Origin of the sequence: Lysinibacillus sp. FSL M8-0134, from assembly GCF_038069745.1 — a bacterium.
Lineage (GTDB): Bacteria > Bacillota > Bacilli > Bacillales_A > Planococcaceae > Lysinibacillus > Lysinibacillus irui.
In genome coordinates this window covers 1,710,186-1,731,380 of sequence record NZ_JBBPAJ010000001.1, presented here as the reverse complement: position 1 = coordinate 1,731,380, position 21,195 = coordinate 1,710,186, and the positions used below count along the sequence as shown (strand labels likewise).

The 21,195-nt window shown below is 38.5% G+C and carries 22 protein-coding genes and 1 riboswitch; of the genes, 8 read left to right on the top strand and 14 right to left on the bottom strand.

The annotated features are described in order from the left end of the window. Nucleotides 1–67 precede the first annotated feature (67 nt). Genes MKY49_RS08505 through MKY49_RS08490 form a run of 4 tightly spaced genes read right to left on the bottom strand, consistent with a single transcriptional unit; the run spans nucleotide 68 to nucleotide 3,822 of the window. Nucleotides 68–1,075, bottom strand: coding sequence for a FecCD family ABC transporter permease (locus tag MKY49_RS08505; RefSeq protein ID WP_341385959.1), 1,008 nt, complete (start codon nucleotides 1,073–1,075; stop codon nucleotides 68–70). Beyond that, nucleotides 1,068–2,069, bottom strand: coding sequence for a FecCD family ABC transporter permease (locus MKY49_RS08500; protein WP_274796695.1), 1,002 nt, complete (start codon nucleotides 2,067–2,069; stop codon nucleotides 1,068–1,070). Before MKY49_RS08500 ends, MKY49_RS08505 begins: the two co-directional genes overlap by 8 nt. Nucleotides 2,070–2,093: 24 nt before the next feature. Next, nucleotides 2,094–3,020 (bottom strand): iron-hydroxamate ABC transporter substrate-binding protein, encoded by a 927-nt coding sequence (locus MKY49_RS08495; protein ID WP_274796694.1) that lies wholly within the window; start codon nucleotides 3,018–3,020, stop codon nucleotides 2,094–2,096. A gap of 13 nt (nucleotides 3,021–3,033) precedes the next feature. Further along, entirely contained in the window at nucleotides 3,034–3,822 is a 789-nt protein-coding gene (locus MKY49_RS08490) for an ABC transporter ATP-binding protein (protein WP_274796691.1), read from the bottom strand. A 147-nt stretch (nucleotides 3,823–3,969) separates the two neighbouring features. On the opposite strand from MKY49_RS08490, the gene MKY49_RS08485 reads away from it, so the two are divergent. Beyond that, nucleotides 3,970–5,019: an NAD(P)/FAD-dependent oxidoreductase gene (locus tag MKY49_RS08485; RefSeq protein WP_274796690.1), complete on the top strand. Its 1,050-nt coding sequence runs from the start codon at nucleotides 3,970–3,972 to the stop codon at nucleotides 5,017–5,019. Between the two features lie 51 nt (nucleotides 5,020–5,070). Here the strand turns inward: MKY49_RS08485 and MKY49_RS08480 are convergent, their stop codons facing one another. Further along, nucleotides 5,071–5,316, bottom strand: a complete 246-nt coding sequence (locus MKY49_RS08480) for a hypothetical protein (protein ID WP_274796689.1) — start codon at nucleotides 5,314–5,316, stop codon at nucleotides 5,071–5,073. Nucleotides 5,317–5,475: 159 nt separating this feature from the next. On the opposite strand from MKY49_RS08480, the gene MKY49_RS08475 reads away from it, so the two are divergent. The 4 genes from MKY49_RS08475 to MKY49_RS08460 all read left to right on the top strand — a co-directional run bounded on the left by MKY49_RS08475 (nucleotide 5,476) and on the right by MKY49_RS08460 (nucleotide 9,195). Further along, nucleotides 5,476–6,183, top strand: a complete 708-nt coding sequence (locus MKY49_RS08475) for a class I SAM-dependent methyltransferase (RefSeq protein ID WP_341385958.1) — start codon at nucleotides 5,476–5,478, stop codon at nucleotides 6,181–6,183. A gap of 153 nt (nucleotides 6,184–6,336) precedes the next feature. Further along, on the top strand, nucleotides 6,337–7,464 hold the full coding sequence (locus MKY49_RS08470; RefSeq protein ID WP_341385957.1) for a DUF418 domain-containing protein: 1,128 nt from the start codon (nucleotides 6,337–6,339) through the stop codon (nucleotides 7,462–7,464). A gap of 13 nt (nucleotides 7,465–7,477) precedes the next feature. Continuing rightward, the gene (locus tag MKY49_RS08465; protein WP_274796686.1) at nucleotides 7,478–8,593 is read left to right on the top strand and encodes a sensor histidine kinase; all 1,116 of its coding nucleotides are present in this window, start codon (nucleotides 7,478–7,480) and stop codon (nucleotides 8,591–8,593) included. Further along, a complete protein-coding gene (locus MKY49_RS08460; protein WP_274796685.1) occupies nucleotides 8,590–9,195 on the top strand; it encodes a response regulator transcription factor in 606 nt (201 codons plus the stop codon). The genes MKY49_RS08465 and MKY49_RS08460 overlap by 4 nt, the downstream gene beginning before the upstream one ends. A 108-nt stretch (nucleotides 9,196–9,303) precedes the next feature. Here the strand turns inward: MKY49_RS08460 and MKY49_RS08455 are convergent, their stop codons facing one another. Next, entirely contained in the window at nucleotides 9,304–10,389 is a 1,086-nt protein-coding gene (locus MKY49_RS08455) for a hypothetical protein (RefSeq protein ID WP_341385956.1), read from the bottom strand. Between the two features lie 409 nt (nucleotides 10,390–10,798). Between MKY49_RS08455 and MKY49_RS08450 the strand changes: the two genes are divergently transcribed. Further along, complete coding sequence (locus MKY49_RS08450) at nucleotides 10,799–11,557, top strand: CPBP family intramembrane glutamic endopeptidase (protein ID WP_341385955.1); 759 nt, start codon at nucleotides 10,799–10,801, stop codon at nucleotides 11,555–11,557. A gap of 125 nt (nucleotides 11,558–11,682) precedes the next feature. Here MKY49_RS08450 and MKY49_RS08445 read toward each other — a convergent pair whose 3' ends face one another. From MKY49_RS08445 to MKY49_RS08410, 8 genes are all read right to left on the bottom strand, one after another. Next, on the bottom strand, nucleotides 11,683–12,372 hold the full coding sequence (locus MKY49_RS08445) for an ankyrin repeat domain-containing protein (RefSeq protein ID WP_445928415.1): 690 nt from the start codon (nucleotides 12,370–12,372) through the stop codon (nucleotides 11,683–11,685). A 162-nt stretch (nucleotides 12,373–12,534) separates the two neighbouring features. Then, nucleotides 12,535–13,221, bottom strand: coding sequence for a response regulator transcription factor (locus tag MKY49_RS08440; protein WP_322606225.1), 687 nt, complete (start codon nucleotides 13,219–13,221; stop codon nucleotides 12,535–12,537). Next, nucleotides 13,199–14,677: a sensor histidine kinase gene (locus MKY49_RS08435; protein WP_274796680.1), complete on the bottom strand. Its 1,479-nt coding sequence runs from the start codon at nucleotides 14,675–14,677 to the stop codon at nucleotides 13,199–13,201. Before MKY49_RS08435 ends, MKY49_RS08440 begins: the two co-directional genes overlap by 23 nt. Before the next feature lie 170 nt (nucleotides 14,678–14,847). Continuing rightward, nucleotides 14,848–16,209, bottom strand: coding sequence for a PepSY-associated TM helix domain-containing protein (locus MKY49_RS08430; protein ID WP_341385953.1), 1,362 nt, complete (start codon nucleotides 16,207–16,209; stop codon nucleotides 14,848–14,850). 187 nt (nucleotides 16,210–16,396) lie between these two features. Continuing rightward, nucleotides 16,397–17,416: a 2,3-butanediol dehydrogenase gene (locus MKY49_RS08425; protein WP_322606227.1), complete on the bottom strand. Its 1,020-nt coding sequence runs from the start codon at nucleotides 17,414–17,416 to the stop codon at nucleotides 16,397–16,399. 17 nt (nucleotides 17,417–17,433) lie between these two features. After that, complete coding sequence (locus MKY49_RS08420) at nucleotides 17,434–18,066, bottom strand: TetR/AcrR family transcriptional regulator (RefSeq protein WP_274796677.1); 633 nt, start codon at nucleotides 18,064–18,066, stop codon at nucleotides 17,434–17,436. A gap of 101 nt (nucleotides 18,067–18,167) precedes the next feature. Then, nucleotides 18,168–18,344: a hypothetical protein gene (locus MKY49_RS08415; protein WP_274796676.1), complete on the bottom strand. Its 177-nt coding sequence runs from the start codon at nucleotides 18,342–18,344 to the stop codon at nucleotides 18,168–18,170. Between the two features lie 59 nt (nucleotides 18,345–18,403). Beyond that, a complete protein-coding gene (locus MKY49_RS08410; protein WP_274796675.1) occupies nucleotides 18,404–18,529 on the bottom strand; it encodes a hypothetical protein in 126 nt (41 codons plus the stop codon). 29 nt (nucleotides 18,530–18,558) lie between these two features. After that, nucleotides 18,559–18,750, bottom strand: a riboswitch (cobalamin riboswitch). An 864-nt stretch (nucleotides 18,751–19,614) separates the two neighbouring features. Here MKY49_RS08410 and MKY49_RS08405 point away from each other — a divergent pair. Continuing rightward, nucleotides 19,615–19,980, top strand: coding sequence for a VOC family protein (locus MKY49_RS08405; protein WP_274796674.1), 366 nt, complete (start codon nucleotides 19,615–19,617; stop codon nucleotides 19,978–19,980). A gap of 242 nt (nucleotides 19,981–20,222) precedes the next feature. Next, the gene (locus tag MKY49_RS08400) at nucleotides 20,223–21,164 is read left to right on the top strand and encodes a C40 family peptidase (RefSeq protein ID WP_341385952.1); all 942 of its coding nucleotides are present in this window, start codon (nucleotides 20,223–20,225) and stop codon (nucleotides 21,162–21,164) included. Nucleotides 21,165–21,195 lie beyond the last annotated feature (31 nt).

Below are 21,195 nucleotides of genomic sequence, written 5' to 3'. Positions count from 1 at the left end.
TTTCCCTATTTTCGCTAGAACAAAAGTCTTTTCTTTCGAGCATCACTTAATTTTGATTCATACTTTTCTAGACATTCTTCCGCAATAAATATAAGAAATAAGGTGCACCAATAAATGCCACGACAATACCAGCAGGGACAGTTGCGCTGGCGATGGCAACACGTCCAATCGTATCAGCCAGCATAAGCAAGCTCGCTCCAATAAGTAATGTTAGTGGTAAAAAGAATTGATAGCGTGGGCCAACGAGTTGTTTGGCAATATGGGGGGCCATCAAACCAATGAAGGCTACACCACCTGTTATCGATACCGCAGCAGCCGCTAACGCAACCGCGACAATTAATAATCGCAAACGTTCTCGCCCTATATTCATGCCGAGGCCTACCGCTGTTTGCTCTGTCATAGCCAAGACATTCAAGACATTGGCCTTGTAAAAAATATAAGGAATACCTAGCACAAGCCAAGGTACTAATGCCCAGAAAAATGGCCAATCCGTGCCCCATACATTACCGGCTAGCCATTGTGCAATAAATTGTACATCACTACGCTCGGCTGAGGAGATTAATACCATCATGACTCCTGATAGAGCTGAAGCGACCCCTACCCCCACTAAAATAAACTGCACGGGATGCACACCCTTATTGCGCTGATAGGAGAAAAAGTAAATCGATAGGGCTGTTAATAAGGCACTGCAAAAGCCTACAGCAGGTAAGACATAAGCAAAGTGAGGGAGATCCCCCTTCACTAATAAATAAAATATAGTAATCCCAACTCCTGCACCCGCACTAATCCCAATCATTCCTGGATCCGCTAAATCATTGCGAGTAACGCCCTGCAACACAGCGCCTGCTAAAGCTAACGCCATGCCTGCAGCAGCTAGCACAAAAATTCTTGGTAAGCGGACCGAAAATAGCACGAAGGACTCTTTAAAACTTCCATCGCCGAGCAAGGTTGGAATAATACGATCAATGGATACAGAAGCAGCACCTAATGATATGCCCATAACAAAAATAAACAGAGTAACAATCAGCCAAAGGATTAACCATTTGCGCTGTTTTTTACGACCGTCTTTAAACAAATTGGCGTCCTCCCTTCCGCACTAAAAGTAGGAAGAATGGTAGACCAATAATTGAAATAATCGCCACAACTGGTGTTTCATATGGTGCGTTAATCATACGCCCTGCAAAATCAGCTGTCACCATAAACCAGCCGCCAACAATAGCGCTCATCGGTAAGACAAAACGATAGTCGGTTCCTACAAATGCACGAACCATATGCGGCACCATTAAGCCAACAAATGCTAGATTCCCAACGAGTGCCACCGCTGAGCCTGCAAGTATGACCACTACAAACATCATTATACCTTTAATCATCGTTGTATTTTGCCCAACGCCCACTGCTACCTCTTCATTTAAACTTAAAATCGTTAATTGGCGACTAAAAGCAAACGCTAGCAGTAAACCAATCACAATGACAGGTACGATTAATAATGCCTGCCATGTTGTGCCAATGAATCCGCCACTTGTCCACATGGATACATCCTTGGAAATTTGAAATAAAATGCCTGTCCCTTCAGCGATTGCTTGTAATAATGCCGTTACAGCCGCACCCGCTAGCACAAGCTTCAATGGTGAAAAGCCTTTTTTAGTAGAAGCACCCACTCCATAAACTATCATCATGCCAATTCCAGCTCCAACAAAGCAGGCTAAAATTAACGTATAATATGAGAATTTCGGAATAAATGCCATCGTTAAGGCAAGGGCAGCATTGGCCCCTGCCGTTAAACCAAGCAGCCCTGGATCAGCTAATGGATTTCGTGTAACCCCTTGCATAATTGCTCCAGCGACAGCGAGTGCACTACCAACAAAAATAGCTGCAATGATACGAGGAAAGCGAATTTCTCGTAAAATCGTGTAATGTTTACCACCACTTTGTCCGACAATTGCTTGAAAGACATCTTGAATACTCGTATTCGCTGCCCCTAAGCACAACGAGATACCGGCCGTACCAAATAATACGGTCAAAGCAAGCAATACCTGAAGCCAAAATGGAAGCTTTCGAAACTTTGTCATTTGCCTTCGCTACTCTCTACTCAATTATTGTAAAAATTTCTCTTCAAAGAACTTTAACTGATACTCTAATGTAATAGGATCATTGAAGTAAAAGGCATTGGCATTCACTTCAAATAATTGACCATTTTTCACTGCTTCTAAATCTTTAAACCACGCAGCATCAGTGAAGGAATTATCTTGATCTTGGAACATACTAAAGATGACATAGTCCCCTGCATAGTCCCCTAATACTTCTTGAGAAATCGCATAGTAGCCTGGCTCTAGAGCAGTTTCTTTTACTTTTTCAGGCATCTTTAAGCCCATTTCTTGATAAAGGATTTCTGTTCCACGACCCCAATTATCACCGTAAATATAAAACTGTTTATTAAAGTTTTCTGCCACTGTGACAGTTGCATCTTCACCGATTTTTTCTTTAATTTTTTTACCAGTTTCAGACGCACGTGCTTTAAAATCTTCTACCCATGCCGTTGCTTCTTTTTCTTTATTTACAACTTTCCCTATTTCAATAAACTGTTGAAGATAATCTACTTTGCCATAGGTAAATAACACTGTCGGCGCAATTTCTGATAGTTTATCAGCATTTTCAATTCCACTTAAGCCAATAATTAAATCAGGCTCTAGCTCAAGAATTTTTTCTATATCTGTATTTTCAACAACCACTGCATCTTTAATAGCATCTTCGAAGTTTGGATTTTTCGCTGCCCAAGCATCCACACCTACAACATTTACATCAAGCTGTAATAAATCCCCTACAAATGACGATAATACCACTACTCGTTTAGGATTTGCTGGTACTTCCACAGGACCTGTCTCTGATTGATAGGTAATTGTTTCTGCTGACGTTGCTTCTTTTGAGCCTTCATCTGCCTTCTCTGTTTTCTCTTCTTTATTGCCACACGCTGCAAGTACTAATACAAGCATCATGAACATAGGTAATAGCCACTTTTTCATTGTCCTTCTCCTTTTATACCGTTTGTAATAAGTCATATGTAATGCACATTGGTTTATTTGTTCGTGGATCCTTGCCAATGACCGCATCAATATTAAATACTTTTTTCAATACTTCTGGAACCATCACTTCTTCTGCAGTTCCGAATTTCACCAGCTCACCTTGTGAAAGCGCTACAATATAATCTGAAAAACGTGCCGCTTGATTTAAATCATGGAGGACCATGACAATGGTACGTCCTTGTTCTTCATTGAGCTTATATAGCAGCTCTAAAACCTCAAGCTGATGCGCCATATCTAAATAGGTTGTGGGTTCATCTAAAAAAATAATGTCAGTCTCCTGAGCTAATGCCATCGCAATCCACACACGCTGACGCTGTCCACCAGATAGAGCATCCACAGATTGTAAACGGAAGTCTGTTGTTTTGGTCACCTGTAGAGCCCAATCGATTACCTCTTTATCCTTTTGAGATAAATTCCCAAAGCCCTTTTGATAAGGAAATCGACCGTAGGATACTAGCTCTTCCACTGTTAAACCATGTGCACTTTCTGGACTCTGTGGTAGAATTGCCAGCTCTTTAGCCAATTCTTTCGTTTTCATCTTGGAAATCGTTTGACCATCTAATATGACCTGCCCACTCTCATGCTTTAAAATACGCGTAATGGCCTTTAATAACGTTGATTTTCCACAACCATTTGAACCAATAATCGTCGTAATTTTGCCATCTGGAATTTGCAATGATAAGTCATGCACAATGGTTTTGCTCTCATAACCAACACGTATCGAGTCAACTTCTAAACGCAAAACGGACCCTCACTTTCTTTTTACTTATTTCCATGCTATGATATTCATAGTTAAAAATGATAATCATTATCACTAGAATTAGTCTAGTTTTCCGATAAGATTTTGTCAATTACTTTTTTACTATTCATTAAGGATGTGGCAATAAAAATGCAACCTATATACGATGTGACAATTATTGGCGGAGGCCCTGCTGGCTTATATAGTGCCTTTTATAGTGGTTTACGTGGATTAAAAACAAAATTATTGGAAAGCCAACCACAGTTAGGTGGAAAAGTATTACTGTATCCTGAAAAGTTGATTTGGGATATTGGCGGACACCCTCCTGTGTTAGGCGAGCAGTTTGCTAAACAGTTAATCGAGCAAGCAAAAACGTTTGATCCTACGATTTTGACTAACACAAAGGTAGACTTTATTGAACGCCAGGATGATCTATTTATCATACATACAGCGACGGGTGAAAAGCATTATTCGAGAACAGTGCTGTTAGCTGTAGGAGGTGGCATTATCAATCCACAAAAGCTAACACTTGAAGGTGCTGAAAAATACGAAATGGCGAATTTACATTATACTGTACAATCCTATAAACGCTTTGTTGATAAGGATATCTTGATTTCAGGTGGTGGCAATGCGGCCATTGATTGGGCTGTTGAATTAAGCCCGATTGCCAAAAGTGTGACCGTTGTTTACCGTAAAGAGAAGTTATCTGCACATGAAGCAACTGTACAGGAAGCACTGGATGCTGGTGTACACATTGAGTGTAATACAACTATTACAAAGCTTACTGCCAATGCTAATAAAACGGCTATTCAATTAGTGACATGTGAAAACACGACAACTAAACAAAGCTATATTCGTCAAATCGATGAGGTGATCGTAAGCCACGGCTATAATTGTGAAGCATCCCTCACATTTGATGAGGCCATTGCTGTTCCTAAAAAGGATGATTATTATGTAGAAGGAAGAGCAACTGGAGAGACGGCACAGCCTGGCATTTTTGCAGCAGGAGATATTTTATCGTTTGAAGGAAAAATTAATTTACTACTTGGGACATTCCAGGATGCGGCTAATGCCGTTAACTCGATTAAGACTTATTTAGAGCCATCAGCCTATCGTCATGGTATGGTCTCTTCTCATAATGAGCTATTTAAAGAAAAAAATCGTTCTATTATTGAAAAGCAACTTGTCCAAGTCAATTAAACACTTTTATGTACCCTCTTAAGATCCTTCTCTTAAGAGGGTTTTTAGCTTTTATTTAAATAAACTTAGTAATGACCCCATCTGCCTTAACATATTGACTCCATTCGTAATCGTCCCAGCGTGCCCCATAATCGTATTTAAATGATCAGGCAAATTCCCTAATCTTAAACCTTGTGATTGTTGGTTAGGAGAATAGTAAGGTTGTTGTATGGATCTACCTCGAAAAGGTGGGCCAAAATATTGTCTATTGCTCGGCGGATATGATCCCCTTCTAGCATTTGGATGGAAATATGGCATTTATACACCCCCTATCTGAAAGCTTCAAGATAGTATATGTGCGAATTTTAAGGATGAATTAGACATTTGAAGAAGTGTTAAAAATAATATATTTCGTAAGACACTACTATATGGACGTCACCTTACTAGTTTTCTTGTCATACTATAAGAAAAAAGAAGGTGTTTATTATTCAAAGCTCCAATTATCTCCAATTTTTAGCTAAATTTGGTATCGGAGGTGCACATCCTGGGGGCATTAATCTATCAAAAGCACTTTTTGAACATGAGAATATCCAGCGAGGTGTAGACATTTTAGATGTGGGGTGTGGCACAGGGCAAACTGCTGCTTATTTAGCTTCCTTCTATCAGGCAAATGTCACGGGCATCGATGTTCATCCTCTTATGATCGAAAAAGCTAGACAACGAATGCAAAAAACTCATTTAGCTGTCAACCTTATAGAAGGCTCGATTGAGCAAACCTCAATTGAAAAAGAGTCTTTTGACTTCATTCTTGCCGAATCGGTTCTGGCCTTTGTCAATCAACAACGGGCTTTACAAGAGATTTATCGTTTATTAAAAAAAGGGGGCCGCTTTATTGCCATTGAATTCACCCTTCCTGCAACACTTCCCTCCCAACTAGCTCAAGAAATCCAGCAGTTTTATGGATTTGAATCTCTTCTTACGAAAAAGGATTGGGTCACATTATTGCAGCAAGCTGGGTTTCACAATATTCGAATACAAAAAAATAAATCCATCTCGTCTCAGCATGAATTTCATTTTTCCCAACATATTGAACCCGAATTACTAGATGTAATGGATGAGCATATGACGATGAACGAAAAATACGGAAAATATTTGGACTATCGTATTTATTCATGTACAAAATAAATGAGCCAGCTTCTAATGTTGCTGGTTTTTTTGCCGTTACAGCAATTTTATGACACCTGTCATCTAGATTCTTTGACTGCTGTGAATAGGTTTTCTCTTTATAATTTCTTATTCTTAAAACATAAGAAAACAAAAGAAAGAGTGATTGAACTTATGCAAACACAACAACGACTCCCCTTTATCGATATGTTAAGAGGCTTCGCTGTCTTAGGAACACTTGGCACAAATATTTGGATTTTTGCTTATCTAGGAGATTTATCGTATATCACAACGAGTAATTATTCTGGTTGGTGGTCCTTCAATGACTTTTTACGAATGGTCGTCCTATTTTTCGTCAATGGGAAGCTCCTTGGGCTGTTAACCATTATGTTTGGGGTAGGCTTACAATTAAAATACCAACAAGCTCTACGAAGAGGAAATGCTTGGCCGGGCGTCTATCTTTGGACAATTGTCTTTTTAGGTTTGGAAGGATTGCTGCACTATACACTTGTCATGGAATACGATATTTTAATGAGCTACGCAGTGACAGCTTTCATAGTTGCCTTCCTAATCCGATTAGGTGACAAAGTGATGACATGGGCTTTCTATCTGTTTGGTAGCTTTCATGTCCTTATGATTCTATTGATTTTCATTAGTAGCCTACAGGGTACAATTATTTCCTTCAATGGTATGGAAACTGTGGCTGCTCTATATGAACAGGGCACATGGCTTGCACAGGTTCAACATCGTCTGACGAATTTTTTATTTTATCGAACAGAAGCCATTTTTATTATCCCAATGAATGTCTTTTTATTTTTACTTGGTGTGAAATTCATGCGCAATGAGGTATTTTCGCAACATGACAAAGGACGTCAAGCTCGTCAAAAGCTCTTTAAAATCGGTATATATATTGGCCTACCGTTAAATTTACTGTTATTTGTTCCTGGTGGACTGTTTGATTTACCTGTTCGCTATTTATGTGCTCCTATTCTATCAATTGGCTATATTGGTATTTTAGGTAAACTGGTAGAATATAAGAGACTGGATTGGCTGTGGCAATGTTTTGCACAAGTTGGCAAGATGTCTTTGAGCTGTTATATCCTCCAAAACGTGCTGGCTTCTATCATTTTTTATGGCTGGGGGCTTGGCTTAGGAGGTCAATTAAATAGCATTGTTATTATCAGTATTTGGCTAGCCCTATCTTGCCTACAGCTCATGTTAGCGTCATTTTGGCAGCAGCGCTTTCATATGGGCCCGATGGAGTGGATTCGTAAAAAAACCATTCAAGCGATGACACAGTAATACGCAACAAAGGATGGTGTATGAAATAAAAATTTATCCTAGAGAACAAATAAAGCATTATTTAATCATCGATGTGATGTCCTTGATTGTTTTAATAACGATGGTGTTATGGTCTCATTCAGCTCTCCCTTTGGCAGCTCGAATATCGATTTTAGGCTTATATCTCGGTGCCTTCTATATAGCTTTATGGCATCGAGATTGGAGGTTGCTTGTAGCTTCACTTGTAGCCTTCCTCCTTATTACTATCCTCGGTATATATGAGGACATCTTTATGCTGATTTTCGGATTTACCTTTGCCGATTTATTAGGAAGAGCCAAATCGAAATGGCATATCGCGATTGGGATGCTTGGTATAGCTGTCATGTTTTTAGGCGTCATGAAACTTACTACAGATTCGCTAGTAACAGTTGAATCACAGGTACTAGCACCAATGATGATTATTCAAATGGTGTTTCCTGTCCTTATTTATTTTGTAGAAAAGTCGAAAAACCTACAATCTGAATTGGCTGATGTCAATACGCAGCTCGTTCAACAAGAGGAACGACAGCGAATTGCTAGAGATCTCCATGACACGATTGGTCATACGCTGACGATGATTAAAATCAAAACAGAGCTAACAACTAAACTAATCGACCGAGATCCTTCAAGTGTCAAACAAGAATTAAATGAGATACTAGCCACTACTCGTACCGCCCTAAAACAAGTACGAGAGCTCGTATCTGATATGAATTTTGTATCATTACAGACCGAGTTAATACACTGCCAGCAACTATTACAAAGCGCGAATATTACAACAACGCTACACAATCAATGCCCTACAATCGTCCTTTCTAGCGTGGAGGAAACGATGCTTGCTTTATGTGTACGAGAAGCTACGACAAACCTCCTCAAGCATAGTGAGGCAAAAAAATGCCACATGACAATCCATTGTCACAATGGACTGTATACGCTAGAGATGAAAGACGATGGAATTGGATTATCGCAGAAAGGGCTTGGCAATGGCATCCATTCAATGAAAGAAAGAATGCAAGTTCTTCAGGGCTCGGCCACGGTTGAAAATAACACACCTACAGGTACAAGTGTGGTACTAACCATACCCATTCAAGATGGAAAGGAGCCTCTAACATGATACGTGTATTACTAGCTGAGGACCAACAAATGCTACGGGGTGCCTTAACATCGCTCTTATCTTTTGAACCAGATATTGAAGTAATAGCTGAAGTGTCAGATGGTCAAAAAGCATGGGACTACATTCAACAGGAGCTACCTGATGTTTGTGTCGTAGATATAGAAATGCCTCATTTGTCAGGATTGGAGCTTGCAGAAAAAATTAAACAGGCTAACCTCCCCTGCAAAGTCATGATTGTCACAACCTTTGCACGCCCGGGCTATTTACAAAAAGCGATGGACTGTGAGGTTCACGGTTATCTACTAAAAGATGAACCCATTGATTATTTAATCGCTACAATTCGGAAAATCATGCAAGGAGAAAAGGTAGTCAGCAAGGATTTAGCCGCTACCTTATTTATGAAAGAGCATAACCCTTTAAATGAACGCGAAATTGCCGTACTACAACTTGTTCAAGAAGGCTTAACGACAAATGAAATTAGTAAACGATTATTTTTAACAAAAGGCACCATTCGCAATTATTTATCAACCTCTATTCAAAAGCTACAGGTCGAATCTAGACAGCAGGCCGCTCAGGTAGCACGTGAAAAAGGCTGGCTATAGCTAAAAAATCTCGCCACAGCATGTGACGAGATTTTTATTTGGATACTTTACATCTATTAGGTTTCAGGTTTTAGGTTTCAAATGACAGATTCATTATTCTATTAAAAATTATTTTCCTTGTAGAACTACATTTGTTGCTGTGGCCCAGTTGTTTAATGGCATAACTGTATAACTTACATTGGCTTTTAACGTGCCACCGTTCGCAACATCAAAGATACCTACAGCACCTTTACGTGATGAATAGCGATACTGTGCTTGTAATGTGCTACCATCATTTCCACGTAGCTCAACACTTCTTCCTGCTAGTAAATCAGATTGAGGATCATTTGTTAATTGTAATTCGAATGATTTTTCATCAATAGCTTTTGCTGATTGTAGTGTAAATGGTGCGATTTCTTGTGCTACAAAGCTCTTTACATCCATTTCCGCCCATTGTGAGTACACGCGATATGTGACACCTGGTTTTAATATTTGTCCAGCCGGTAATCTAAATTGAGGAGCTTGTCTGCCATCTGCTGCTTGCGTGAATGGTACATAGTTTGCTACAAACTCTTCTCCTTCACTTGTTTTCACTGTCACATAGCGGTCACGTAATGAAGATATAACATCAAAACGTTTGCCACTCGCATCTCGATTATGACGATCTAAGCTAAATGCTAAATCTCCACGACCAGCGCGATATGCTTCAATAATATTGGCATAGTCCACAACGCCATCCTCTTGGAATGATTCCAATGTAAATGTATCGTTTGTTACTTGCTCCACATTGCGTACAAATACTTTTTCATCTGTTCCTTCAAAAACTTTATTCCGCTGTTCTTTATAGCTCAATGTATAGATGAAGTCATCTTCTTGGAATGTCGTCGGTACAATATATGTACTCTTAGATCCTGTCATTAAGCGTGGCACATTGACAATCTCTAAATCTCCATTAAACGTAAAATTCTGTTTAATTGCATCTAGATTATTCAGATCTACATCAGCTGCTGCTAACGGCTGGTTAAATGTAATTTGAAGTGTCATTGTATTTAATGGCTTAATATTTGTAATCTTTGCTACTTGCTCATTTTCGGCAGCTGCTACCACTTTCTTACTTGCTGCCTCTGCATTCAAAGGCTCGTTAAATGTAACAAGACCTGCTGATAAAACGGATAAAGCTAATGCTGCTGGAACCATACGTTTTCTTAATTTCATCTATAAAACTCTCCTTTTTGGTGTCATTTGGTTTACAAGATTTATCATAAAGCCCATATCTAAACTGCCAATAAATAAACTATTAAAAAAAATAAAAAAATAAGAAAAATAATTTAAGAACAACTAGAAAGAAATTTTCAAAACATCTGGTATGTAACAATAACAAACAGACCATTAACTGGAATACACATTGGTAATATTCTATAATTTTCCATAATTCACATTAAGAAAATTGAAACTATACACTTGTTGATACGTAATCTATAACGACACCACATTAAAAAGAGGGGGATTTCAAATAAGTTCTTCGACATTCAGGATTAGCCGGTTGCTTTTGTACTTTGTACTCGTATCACTATTTCTCTTTGTTTCGGGAAATGTCGGACAATATTTGATAGAAACACAAGGTATGGATAAAAAAATAGCCATGCTTTTACAAGGAATGATTTTTACTGGGTTAACGCTTGTTGTCCTTTTTGTACTTAAAAGAGAAAATCCAGATTTTTTAAAAAATATTGGATTGAAGGGTGTTAATTCATTATCTAAGTTGATGTTCGGTATTGCGTTGCCTTTTATTTTACTCGTATCAGGCATTTTAACAGCTTATTTATTTGGTGGCATAGAAAATGTCAGGTTGAACTTGACAACAAATGTCATTATCGCTATTTTAATCAATTCATTAACAGCATTTATGTATGAGGCATTTCCAGAAGAAGTTTATATCCGGGGACTAATTTTTGAAGAGTTGCATAAGAAATATCGGTTTATCATCTCATTAATTTTGCAACCGTTAATTTTCATATGTGTGCCGATTATGGTGATGGCCATGGCATCCATATTCTTTAGTGAACCATTTACAGTAACTATAGACTACTTTATTTTACTCTTCATTTTTGGCATTGCTCTACAGCTATATAGAAGATATACAGGTACACTATGGATGAGTATTCTCTTTCATATTGTTTATCTTGAAGTGGCTAGATATATTTCCATGGGAGGCATGTATAACCCAGATGTCGCTCTTTTAGAGTTTGATGAGACATTTGGAGGATTTATGACGCTCTACTTGTCTTTTTGGTTTATAGTGATATTGAGTGTAGTCGTGCTGTCAGTTTTGTTGCTAATTGATAAAAGAAAAAATAATTATAAAAACAACATTTTACAATAATTTTCTATATCTCTTATTTTCTTCAATAAAAACTCTAAAGGTTCGCATGTGGAGGTTTTAAATATCTCGTACAACAAAAGGAATCGAGAGCGTGACCTCTAGATTCCTTTTGTCTATAATGTGGATTATTTTGCTCCCGCGGCAATTAGGATTTGTTCAATCTCTTGAAAGCCTCGCTGTTTCGCGTGTTGCAATGGTGTAACATTATTTTGATCGGGTATAGTCACATCTGCACCATGCTCAATTAATAATTGAATCACGGTCTGCTGTGTAGGATTGCCGTTATTTAAAACAATCGCCTCCATTAGGGCTGTCCATCCTAAATGATTGACATGATTGACGTTAATGTCTGTATTCGTTAATAACTCCTCGATGACCTCCACATGACCATGCTCTGCTGCTGGAATTAATGCTGTTCCGCCATATCGATTCAAAATCGTAGGATCTGCTCCCGCCTGAATAGTAAGCTTTAAAATATCGAGATAGCCTTCTGCTCCTGCATAGAGGAACGGTGTGTTTTGCATGCTATCTTGAATATTAACATCTGCCCCCGCCTCAATTAATAGCTTGGCTGCCTCCACATCCTGATTATATGTAGCAATCATTAAGGCCGTTCGCTTGTTTGCATCCTGAGCATTGATATCTACTTTTTGCTCCAGAACCTTTCGAAGCACCTCTATATCTCCTTTTTCTGCTGCTTTCAAAAGCTCGTCTGTCAAATCTGTTTTCAACTCTTCACTTCCCCCTCTATCAAGCTGGATAGCCTCTGTATCGTTGGAGGAACACCCTTGCAGTAAAAATGATAATGCTATCATAACTGCCTGTATCTCCTTCACCTGTCATACACCCCTTTCTAAATTGATGACGTACTTTCTTTAGTGTACGTGGTAATGCTAAAGTGCCTATTAACCATTTCTTAAAAAAGTCTAAAATCTTGTACAAAAAAATACCTCGCCAACAAGACGAGATATCTTTTCTTATACATTGAAGCGATAGCCTGCTCCCCAAACGGTTTCTAAAAATTTGGGCTGTGCGGGATCACGTTCAATTTTTTCACGTAGCTTTCGAATATGGACAGTAACAGTCGAAACATCCGCAGCTGATTCATAACCCCAGTTACGCTCATATAATTGTTCTTTACTTAATACCTGATTGGGGTGTTTCACAAAAAATACCAACAAATCAAATTCCTTTGTCGTAAAGGCAATTTCATCTCCATTCACAAAAACCTTTCTGGCTGATGTATCAATAGTAATGCCATGGATGGACATCAAATGGTTGGTTTGCTGATTTGTTGCAAGACGCTCATATCTCGATAAATGAGCCTTGACCCTTGCCACTAGCTCACTTGGACTAAAGGGCTTTGTAATATAATCATCTGCTCCTAGTCCAAGACCTCGAATTTTATCAATATCTTCTTTTTTAGCCGACACAAACAGTATTGGAATATTGTTCACTGCACGAATCTGTTTACAAATTTCGAAGCCATTCATCCCAGGCAGCATAATATCCAAAATGATTAAATCATAATCACCTTCAAGTGCCTGTTTCAGTCCATCATCTCCTTGATGCTGAATATCCACTGCAAACCCATTAATTTCTAAATAATCTCGTTGGAGCTCTGCTATGCTCACTTCATCTTCAATTAGCAGTATTTTTTTCATGTTCTTTCACCTTCTCCTCCGCCTTTTTCAATGAAATGAAAATGCTCGTCCCCTTTGTTAGCTCACTGTTCGCCCAAATGTCGCCGCCCATTTCAAGCACAATTTGTTTCGCAATGGCTAAGCCTAAGCCACTCCCACCTGTTTGCGAATTACGTGAGAGCTCTGCACGGTAAAAGCGATCAAATATGTGAGGTAATGCGACAGGATCAATACCCGTACCATTATCTGTTACTTGAATAATCGCGTCATCTACTCGCTCATGTAAGGAAATAATAATTTGCTTATATGGTTTATCCATATATTTTTCACTATTGCTTAATAAGTTTGACAGGACCCTTCTTAATTTATCACGATCAGCCATAACAAAAAGTGGTGAGTCCGCTGATATATATTGTAAGTGAATGTCTCGATCAATAAAATCAAAGCTCGCATCCTCTACATAATCATGCATATATTGCTGTAAATTGACGTTTTCCATTTGGAATGGAATCTTTTTTAAGTCCAACTTTGAAAATAAGAACAGCTCATCAATTAATACATCCATATCCTTTGCTTTCGTATAGATAGTTGTTAAATATTTATCCATCTTCTCCTCTGTATTCGCCACACCATCTTTGATGCCCTCTACATAGCCAATAATCGAGGTCATTGGCGTTTTTAAATCATGTGAGATATTTGATAGTAATTCTTTTCGATTTTCCTCATATTGAAGCTGCAGCTGGATCGATTCTTTCAGCTTAATCCTCATTTCCTCAAACGATCGATTAAGCTGTCCTATTTCATCATTCGAACGGGACGTAATTTCAAAATCCAAATCACCCGATTTTATGCGTTCTGCCCCTTCCTTTAAAGCAGAAATTGGATTAATAATACTTCTCGAAACTAAATAATTTAATATGCCAATAATCATCATAAATAAGACAAATAAAATACCTAAAAGAATAGGTAATAGCTCTCGTGTTACTTCTGCACGGGAACTAACCTCTCGTAAAACGAAAATACTTCCCTCTGTTTCATCCGGAAAATAAAAATCGAATTTTACATACGTATAAAATGCTTGATTAATCATGATGGTGTCACGAGAATTTATATTCGTTGCCTCAAAACCAGGTAAACTTTTCAGCAACAATTGCTTATGGTTTTTCTGCGTAGAATAGACAATTTGGTGATCTTTTCGTACAACAATCTCAATCGCAGGGGCATTTATTTTTTCTAGCTGCTTGACATCTAAAAGCTGCTTGGGATCAGTTTTAGCTAGTAATTTTAAATCCAAAAAAGCATTTTCCTCTACCGTTGTCAAAGGTTTTTGGACATAGGATTTTTTATAAAAATGCTCAATCGCTTTAACATCACCTGTAATAGCAAAGGAAAAAAGAAAAACTGCTGCTAGTAATAGAGCGATGGCAATAAAAATAACACCAATATAAGATAGTAAAAACCTCGTTTTAATTGACATCTACATTCCCCCAATAAGCTGAAGCTACTAGCAATGTACCATACAAATCTTAAAACTTTATAAAATTCGGCTGAAAAATCTATAAACAATTACAGTATTGCGCGTATGCTATTGAAGTAAACAACACAAAAAAAGATACGGCACCTTAATGCTGTGCCGTATCCAGTCATTTATTTTGTTTCTTCTGCTCTTAATTTCTTTTTTGTTTGCCAGCCAATAATGATAAGTTCAATCAACACTACAGCGATCAAGGAAGCGCCAAACAATGGCATTAATACACCTAAAATAATAAGGAAGATCACAAAAGGCAATGAAATTTTATGAGAAATTTGAGGTGGTGCCGACAGCTCGCCTTTTTTCCTACGTAAAATCCACATGCGAATTCCCCAGACAATGACAGCTAAAAAGGCGAGACAAATCACTAAGTTTAGCAGCTTATTAGGCCAGCCAAATAAGTGGCCTTCATGTAAAGGAATGCCCCATGAAAAGAACTTGGCTAACATACCGTAATCCTCATAGTTGACTTGATCGATAAACTTGCCACTATATTGATCAAAATACATTGTCGCTTCTTCTGTAGGTTTGACATCTAGACCCGTTACTCCAGAGTTACTAGCCTTTGCCACTGTATATACGCCTTCACTATTTGAAGGGTAAATAATTGAATAAGGCTTAGTGATATTCATTGCATCGATTTCTTTTTCAAGGTTAGCAATCGAGATTTGGTTGTCGTTTGTATAACGGACAGCGCCGCCTCCATGATGCTGTGCATGTTCGCCTTCAGACGATGGTGCTTCTAATTGGCGAGTCGCCCATGGTATTTCCGAGACATCCGATGTTGGTGGCTTTTGCTGTAATATTGGGTAACCAAACGTTGGACTCTCTGAAGCAATATTGGAAAGGATTGACCCTTGAAAAGCAGACCATAATAGCCCTGTAGAAATGAACATTACCATTGGAATCGTAATAATGGTCCCAACAAGCGCATGGTATCTCTTACTTTTTTGGCGTTTATTTTCCGACTTGTGCTTTTTCAGAGCATTCCCTTTAAATGTCATATAAAGACCTGACAGTAATAAAAAGATAGTCCAGCATGCTGCTAGTTCTACTAAATAATTGACAAATGTACCGCCAATAAATAGGGAGCTATGCGTATTTCTCATAATATTAGAGAATGTATAGTTAGCATCCTGACTACCTACCATTTGATTGTGATCATCTAAAAATACATATTTTTCTTCTTTCCCATTGGATAATGTTAAACGGGTATTATATGGTTCTTCCAGCATAATGACTTTAGTTGTGGAGTACCCCGCAAATGCCGCTTCCGCTTTTTCTACGGCTTCATCAATCGTTAAGACCTCTTCTTTATGGCTTTCTCCAAAGAAGTAATCATCATATAATTTGTTTTCTACATCTGTAAAAAATAAATAGCCAATCCCACTTAAAGTAAGAGATAACAATAATGGCGTTATAAAAAGTGCTGCGAAAAAATGTAGCCGCCAAAACCTTGAATAAAGCAAATTTTTCATATTTAATCTCCGTTCTTTTTATATATAGCAAATTTATTATATAAAGTAAAAGTGAAATATGAATGAAGTCCTAAAGGCAGTTTTATGACAAACAAATGTATTCCCATTGGTATTATGATATTTAAGAACAAAAATAATCATAGCCAAACCTGTTTTGACTCAAGTTTGACTATGATTAGGTCAAGATTTACAAACTCATATTCACCAAAATTTTACACTGACTACGATCTTTTGTTAAAGCCTCAAAGCCTTTTTCCACAATATCCTCTAAAGCAATTTCACTTGTAATCACGGCTTGTCCATCAATAACGCCTCGTGCTAGTAATCGAATGACTTCAGGGAAAATGTTAACATAGGCAAATGAACCGCTAATTGTTACCTCTGGTGAAACTACCGCATTTGGATTAAATTCAACGGGTCTTTCCCAGACACTGACAATTTTAAATTCGCCGCCAGGGCGAACAGCACTTACGCCACTTGTAAACGTTGCTTGAACACCTGCTGCATCATAGGCAACATCTACTCCACCATTTGTTTTTTCGCGAATATAGGCTACGGCATCTGTGTCGATTGGATTGATAACATAGGTTGCACCCAAATCAAGCGCTTTTTGGCGACGTTCATCGGAAACCTCCACTACAAAGATTTCACTTGCTCCAGCCGCTTTCACAGCCTGCAAGACTAATAAGCCAATGGGACCTGCGCCAAAAATAGCGGCAGTATCGCCAAGCTTTAATTGACTTTGTCGAACAGCATGCACGGCTACCGCTGTCGGTTCAACCAGAGCACCTAGCTCTAAACTCATACCATCAGGGAGCTGGTAAATATTTTCTTCTTGCACAACCGCATATTCAGCGAATCCACCTGAAATGGTATAACCATAAGATTGTCCACGTTTACATAAGTTTGAATAGCCACGTCTACAGTTATCACATTTGCCACATGGTATTGGCGGCTCCACTGCTACGCGATCCCCTACTTTTGTTTGTGTAACTCCTTCTGCTACTTCTACAACAACTCCGGCAAATTCATGCCCTAATACTGGTTGTGTACGGAATGCATAGGCCCCGCCTACATATTCATGTAAATCACTACCACAAATTCCGGCAAATGCAACTTTCACTTTCACCATCCCAGGCTCTAGTGCTGGCAGTTGTGCCTCCTCTACTCGAATATCTTTAATACCGTAAAATTTTGCTGCTTTCATTGTGATTACCTTCTTTTTTATTGTTTTGTGTGAAGACCATTGAACACGAAATGAACTGCAAGCTCTGCAATTTGCTCGGGTGTTGATTGTAAGGAAGAACGATTTAAAAATGGGTTATTCAAGGAATACATTAACGTCCCCATAATAAAGTTCAACGCGACATCAATGGACTCATAGTGTATGGTCTGTTGCTCTTGACACGCTTGTAAAATTGTTCGAAGCTGCTCCCAGGAAGGTAAAAAAACATCCTTTAGCATCTCTAGTCTTGGACTATTCATGACAATCTCTTGCTGTAAAATATCAATTAATTCATGCTCATGAATACGATAAAGGACAAAATTACGACAAAAGCTTCTGAGCGCACCTAGTGAATCGCTAACATCATAATGGGCATTCATAAAGGTGTCGCGTAGCGGTTCAAATAATGCATTGAAGACATTTTCTTTCCCACCAAAATGATAGGAAACAAGCGCGAGCGACACATTTGCCTCATCACAAATTTGTCTCACTGTCGTTCCATCATAGCCTCTTGATGAAAACAAGGATTTCGCTGCCTGCAAAATTTGTTCTTTTACCTCTTTATTTTTCTCTTTTTGTGCTACTTCTTTCTTATCGACTTCTCTCACCTCTTTTTTTGAACAAGTGTTCAAAACGATTGTTCAAAAAAATCTTACGCCTACAATTTACTATTGTCAATGGATGCGCTCATTAATAATGGCTACTTCCATTTACGAAGTAGCCAACATGAATTTTATCCAATTAATTCTTTCATAACATTCGCATATGCCGCTAAAATCGACTGCTCATGTGCGGCATCATGCCCAACATACTGTTCAACAAGCTCCTTCAATGGTCTAGCCGCGTAAGGCTCTTGCATAATTTCTAATTTAAATAGACTTTCATAGTATTCAATCACTTGTGGATTCATGTGAACCGCTCCTTTATTGTTTTACATAAAAAAACATCTTTCCCTCATTAGAAAGATGTCTACAATGACAAATACACGACATAATACGATGATGGCCAGTTGAAAAAAAGCTTGCTATTAAACATAGAAGCTACCTTTTTAGCAATCATCGTACTATGAGCATGCAGGAGAATTTCTCTAGTCACACTCAACACCCCCTATCCGCGTAGGTTTTTGGCTGTACTAGATAAAGGCAGGTCTCCTGGCTTATGTTCATCGCACCTTCCACCTTCCCATTACGACTCGTAACAGTGGCCCTTTGAAATGTGCTCCCATTTACAGTTGCGGGACAGCGTCGGATTTTCACCGATCTTCCCTTTTAAACAAATTAAAAAATCTAATTTGTACCTCTATCCTATTATTCCGTTTTTATTATTATACCATAGTACTAATATCATAATAGATTAGATATGGTGGGCTATCCTTTACTTTTTTGGAGTCTATCACTCAATCCTAGGGTGCTATCCTTCAATTCGAGCATTCTATCCGCCGCTTTTTGTTGGCTATCCTTCACTTTTGGGGTTCTATCCTTCACTTTGAGCATTCTATCCGCCACTTTTTGTTGGCTATCCTTCAATTTTGGGGTTCTATCCACCGCTTTAAGCGCTATCCTTCACTTTCAGGGTTCTATCCGCCGCTTTAAGCGCTATCCTTTACTTTGAGCATTTTATCCACCACTTTTAGATGGTTATCCTTCAATTCTAAGATTCTATCCTCCGCTTTAAGCCTATCCTTCAATTCGCGCATTCTATCCCTCACTTTGAGCATTCTATCCACCACTTTTAGTCGGCTATCCTTCAATTCTTAGGTTCTATCCACTGCTTTAAGCCTATCCTTCACTTTAAGCATTCTATCCACCACTTTTTGTCGGCTATCCTTCAATTTGCATTCTATCCACCGCTTTAAGCCTATCCTTCAATTCGAGCATTCTATCCACCACTTTTTGTCGGCTATCCTTCAATTTCGGGGTTCTATCCACCGCTTTAAGCGCTATCCTTCACTTTGAGCATTCTATCCACCACTTTTTGAGGGTTATCCTTTAATTTTGGGGTTCTATCCGCCGCCCTCTCCTTCAATTCCAGAGTGCTATCTCTCAATTCGAAGTTACTAACCCCCACAATAAAAGCTTTCCTCCCACTACTAAAGCCGCCATTGCGCTCTGCCTCCTGCCACCATTTCAAATATTTTGAAAATATACTATAATTAAGGTAGAAAAGGAGGCTTCATTTCTATGATTATCGGTTTACATCATGTGCAAATTACGATTCCAAAGGGGACAGAGGGGCAGGGAAGAGAATTTTATTGTCATGTCTTAGGTCTTGAGGAAATTGAAAAACCTGATTCTCTCAAAGGGCGTGGGGGATTTTGGTTGCAGCTAGGGCATCAAGAGGTGCATGTAGGTACAGAGGAAGGCTTCGATCGTTTGACGACAAAGGCGCATATTGCTTATCAGGTAGAGGATATTAACGAGTGGCGGGAGAAACTAGCACAACATCAGATCGACATAATAGAGTCCGTGCCAATCCCTCATTATGAACGTTTTGAGTTCAGAGATCCTTTTGGCAATCGTGTTGAAATGATTCAGAAAATCTCGTAAACTGTCCACTTTTGGGCAGTTTTTTTCATGAGAATGTTCCATATGACAACGTACTGAAACATTTGTAATAAAACTGTAAATTCCCTTGATAAAGCCTTTTATAGCAAGTGTTAAGGGGCTCTCCTTTGTTGCTCTGGTAACATTTACCGCGTAGAAGCCCTAGATTTTCATGCTACGATTATTTCCATGGCAAAGCTATACAGGAGAAATCCTACTAGATGCTAAGGAGGTTATTTAATAACATGAATAAACGATTTTTATCTACAACACTTGCCTTAACGATTGGATTGAGTTCATTCGGAATGGTGCAAACAGCATTCCAACCTATCCAAGTAGAGGCTGCTACAACAAATACACAGAACAACGCACAGGCTGTTGCTGCGAAAGCAGATCAATTAATTAAAACTGGTAAAAGCTTAATGGGGCAAGCAACATACAGCAATACGGTATACAAGCCTACATACCCATATAAATTTTCTTGTGCTTCATTTTTAATGTACATTTTCGAGAAAAATGGTGTAGATCTTGGTACGTACAATGAAAATTATATGATTCAGCAAGGGACATATGTAGCGAGAAACCAATTACAAAAAGGGGATTTAGTCTTCTTTAAAAGTAAAAAAACAGGGACAGATCCCGACCATGTCGGCATGTATATTGGCGACAATAAAATCATTCACATGGCTGATCCAAAACAAAATATCATCATCTCTGATTTAAATAGTAAGCCTTATTATAAAGAAAATTATGTATCTGCACGTAGAGTATTACCTACCCTACTATCAGCCAACCCTGCAACAAAAGGCGATAAAATTGTTGAGAATGCGCTGACTTATAAAAATAAAGTATCGATTAGCTCGACAACAAATGAGTCAAGTCTACGATTTACCGCTCCAGCTTTTGTCGATTTCATCTATCGTAAATGTGGCGTTACACTCGGATCAACTTCTTTAAGTGGTTTAATGAGCAAAGGATCAACTGTAGCGCGTGCTAATTTGAAAAAGGGTGATTTAGTCTTCTTTAATAGTGTGAAAGGTTCAAAAAACCCTTCTCTTGTAGGGATTTATGCAGGCGATCACCGCATCATCATCCCTAATTCCGATGGTGTTATGACAAGAGTATTATTTGTTGATTATTATGCTAAACATTATATTACTGCGAAGCGCGTTATCTCTACTAAATAACTCTACGCCCAGAAGTATAGCAAGCTTTAGT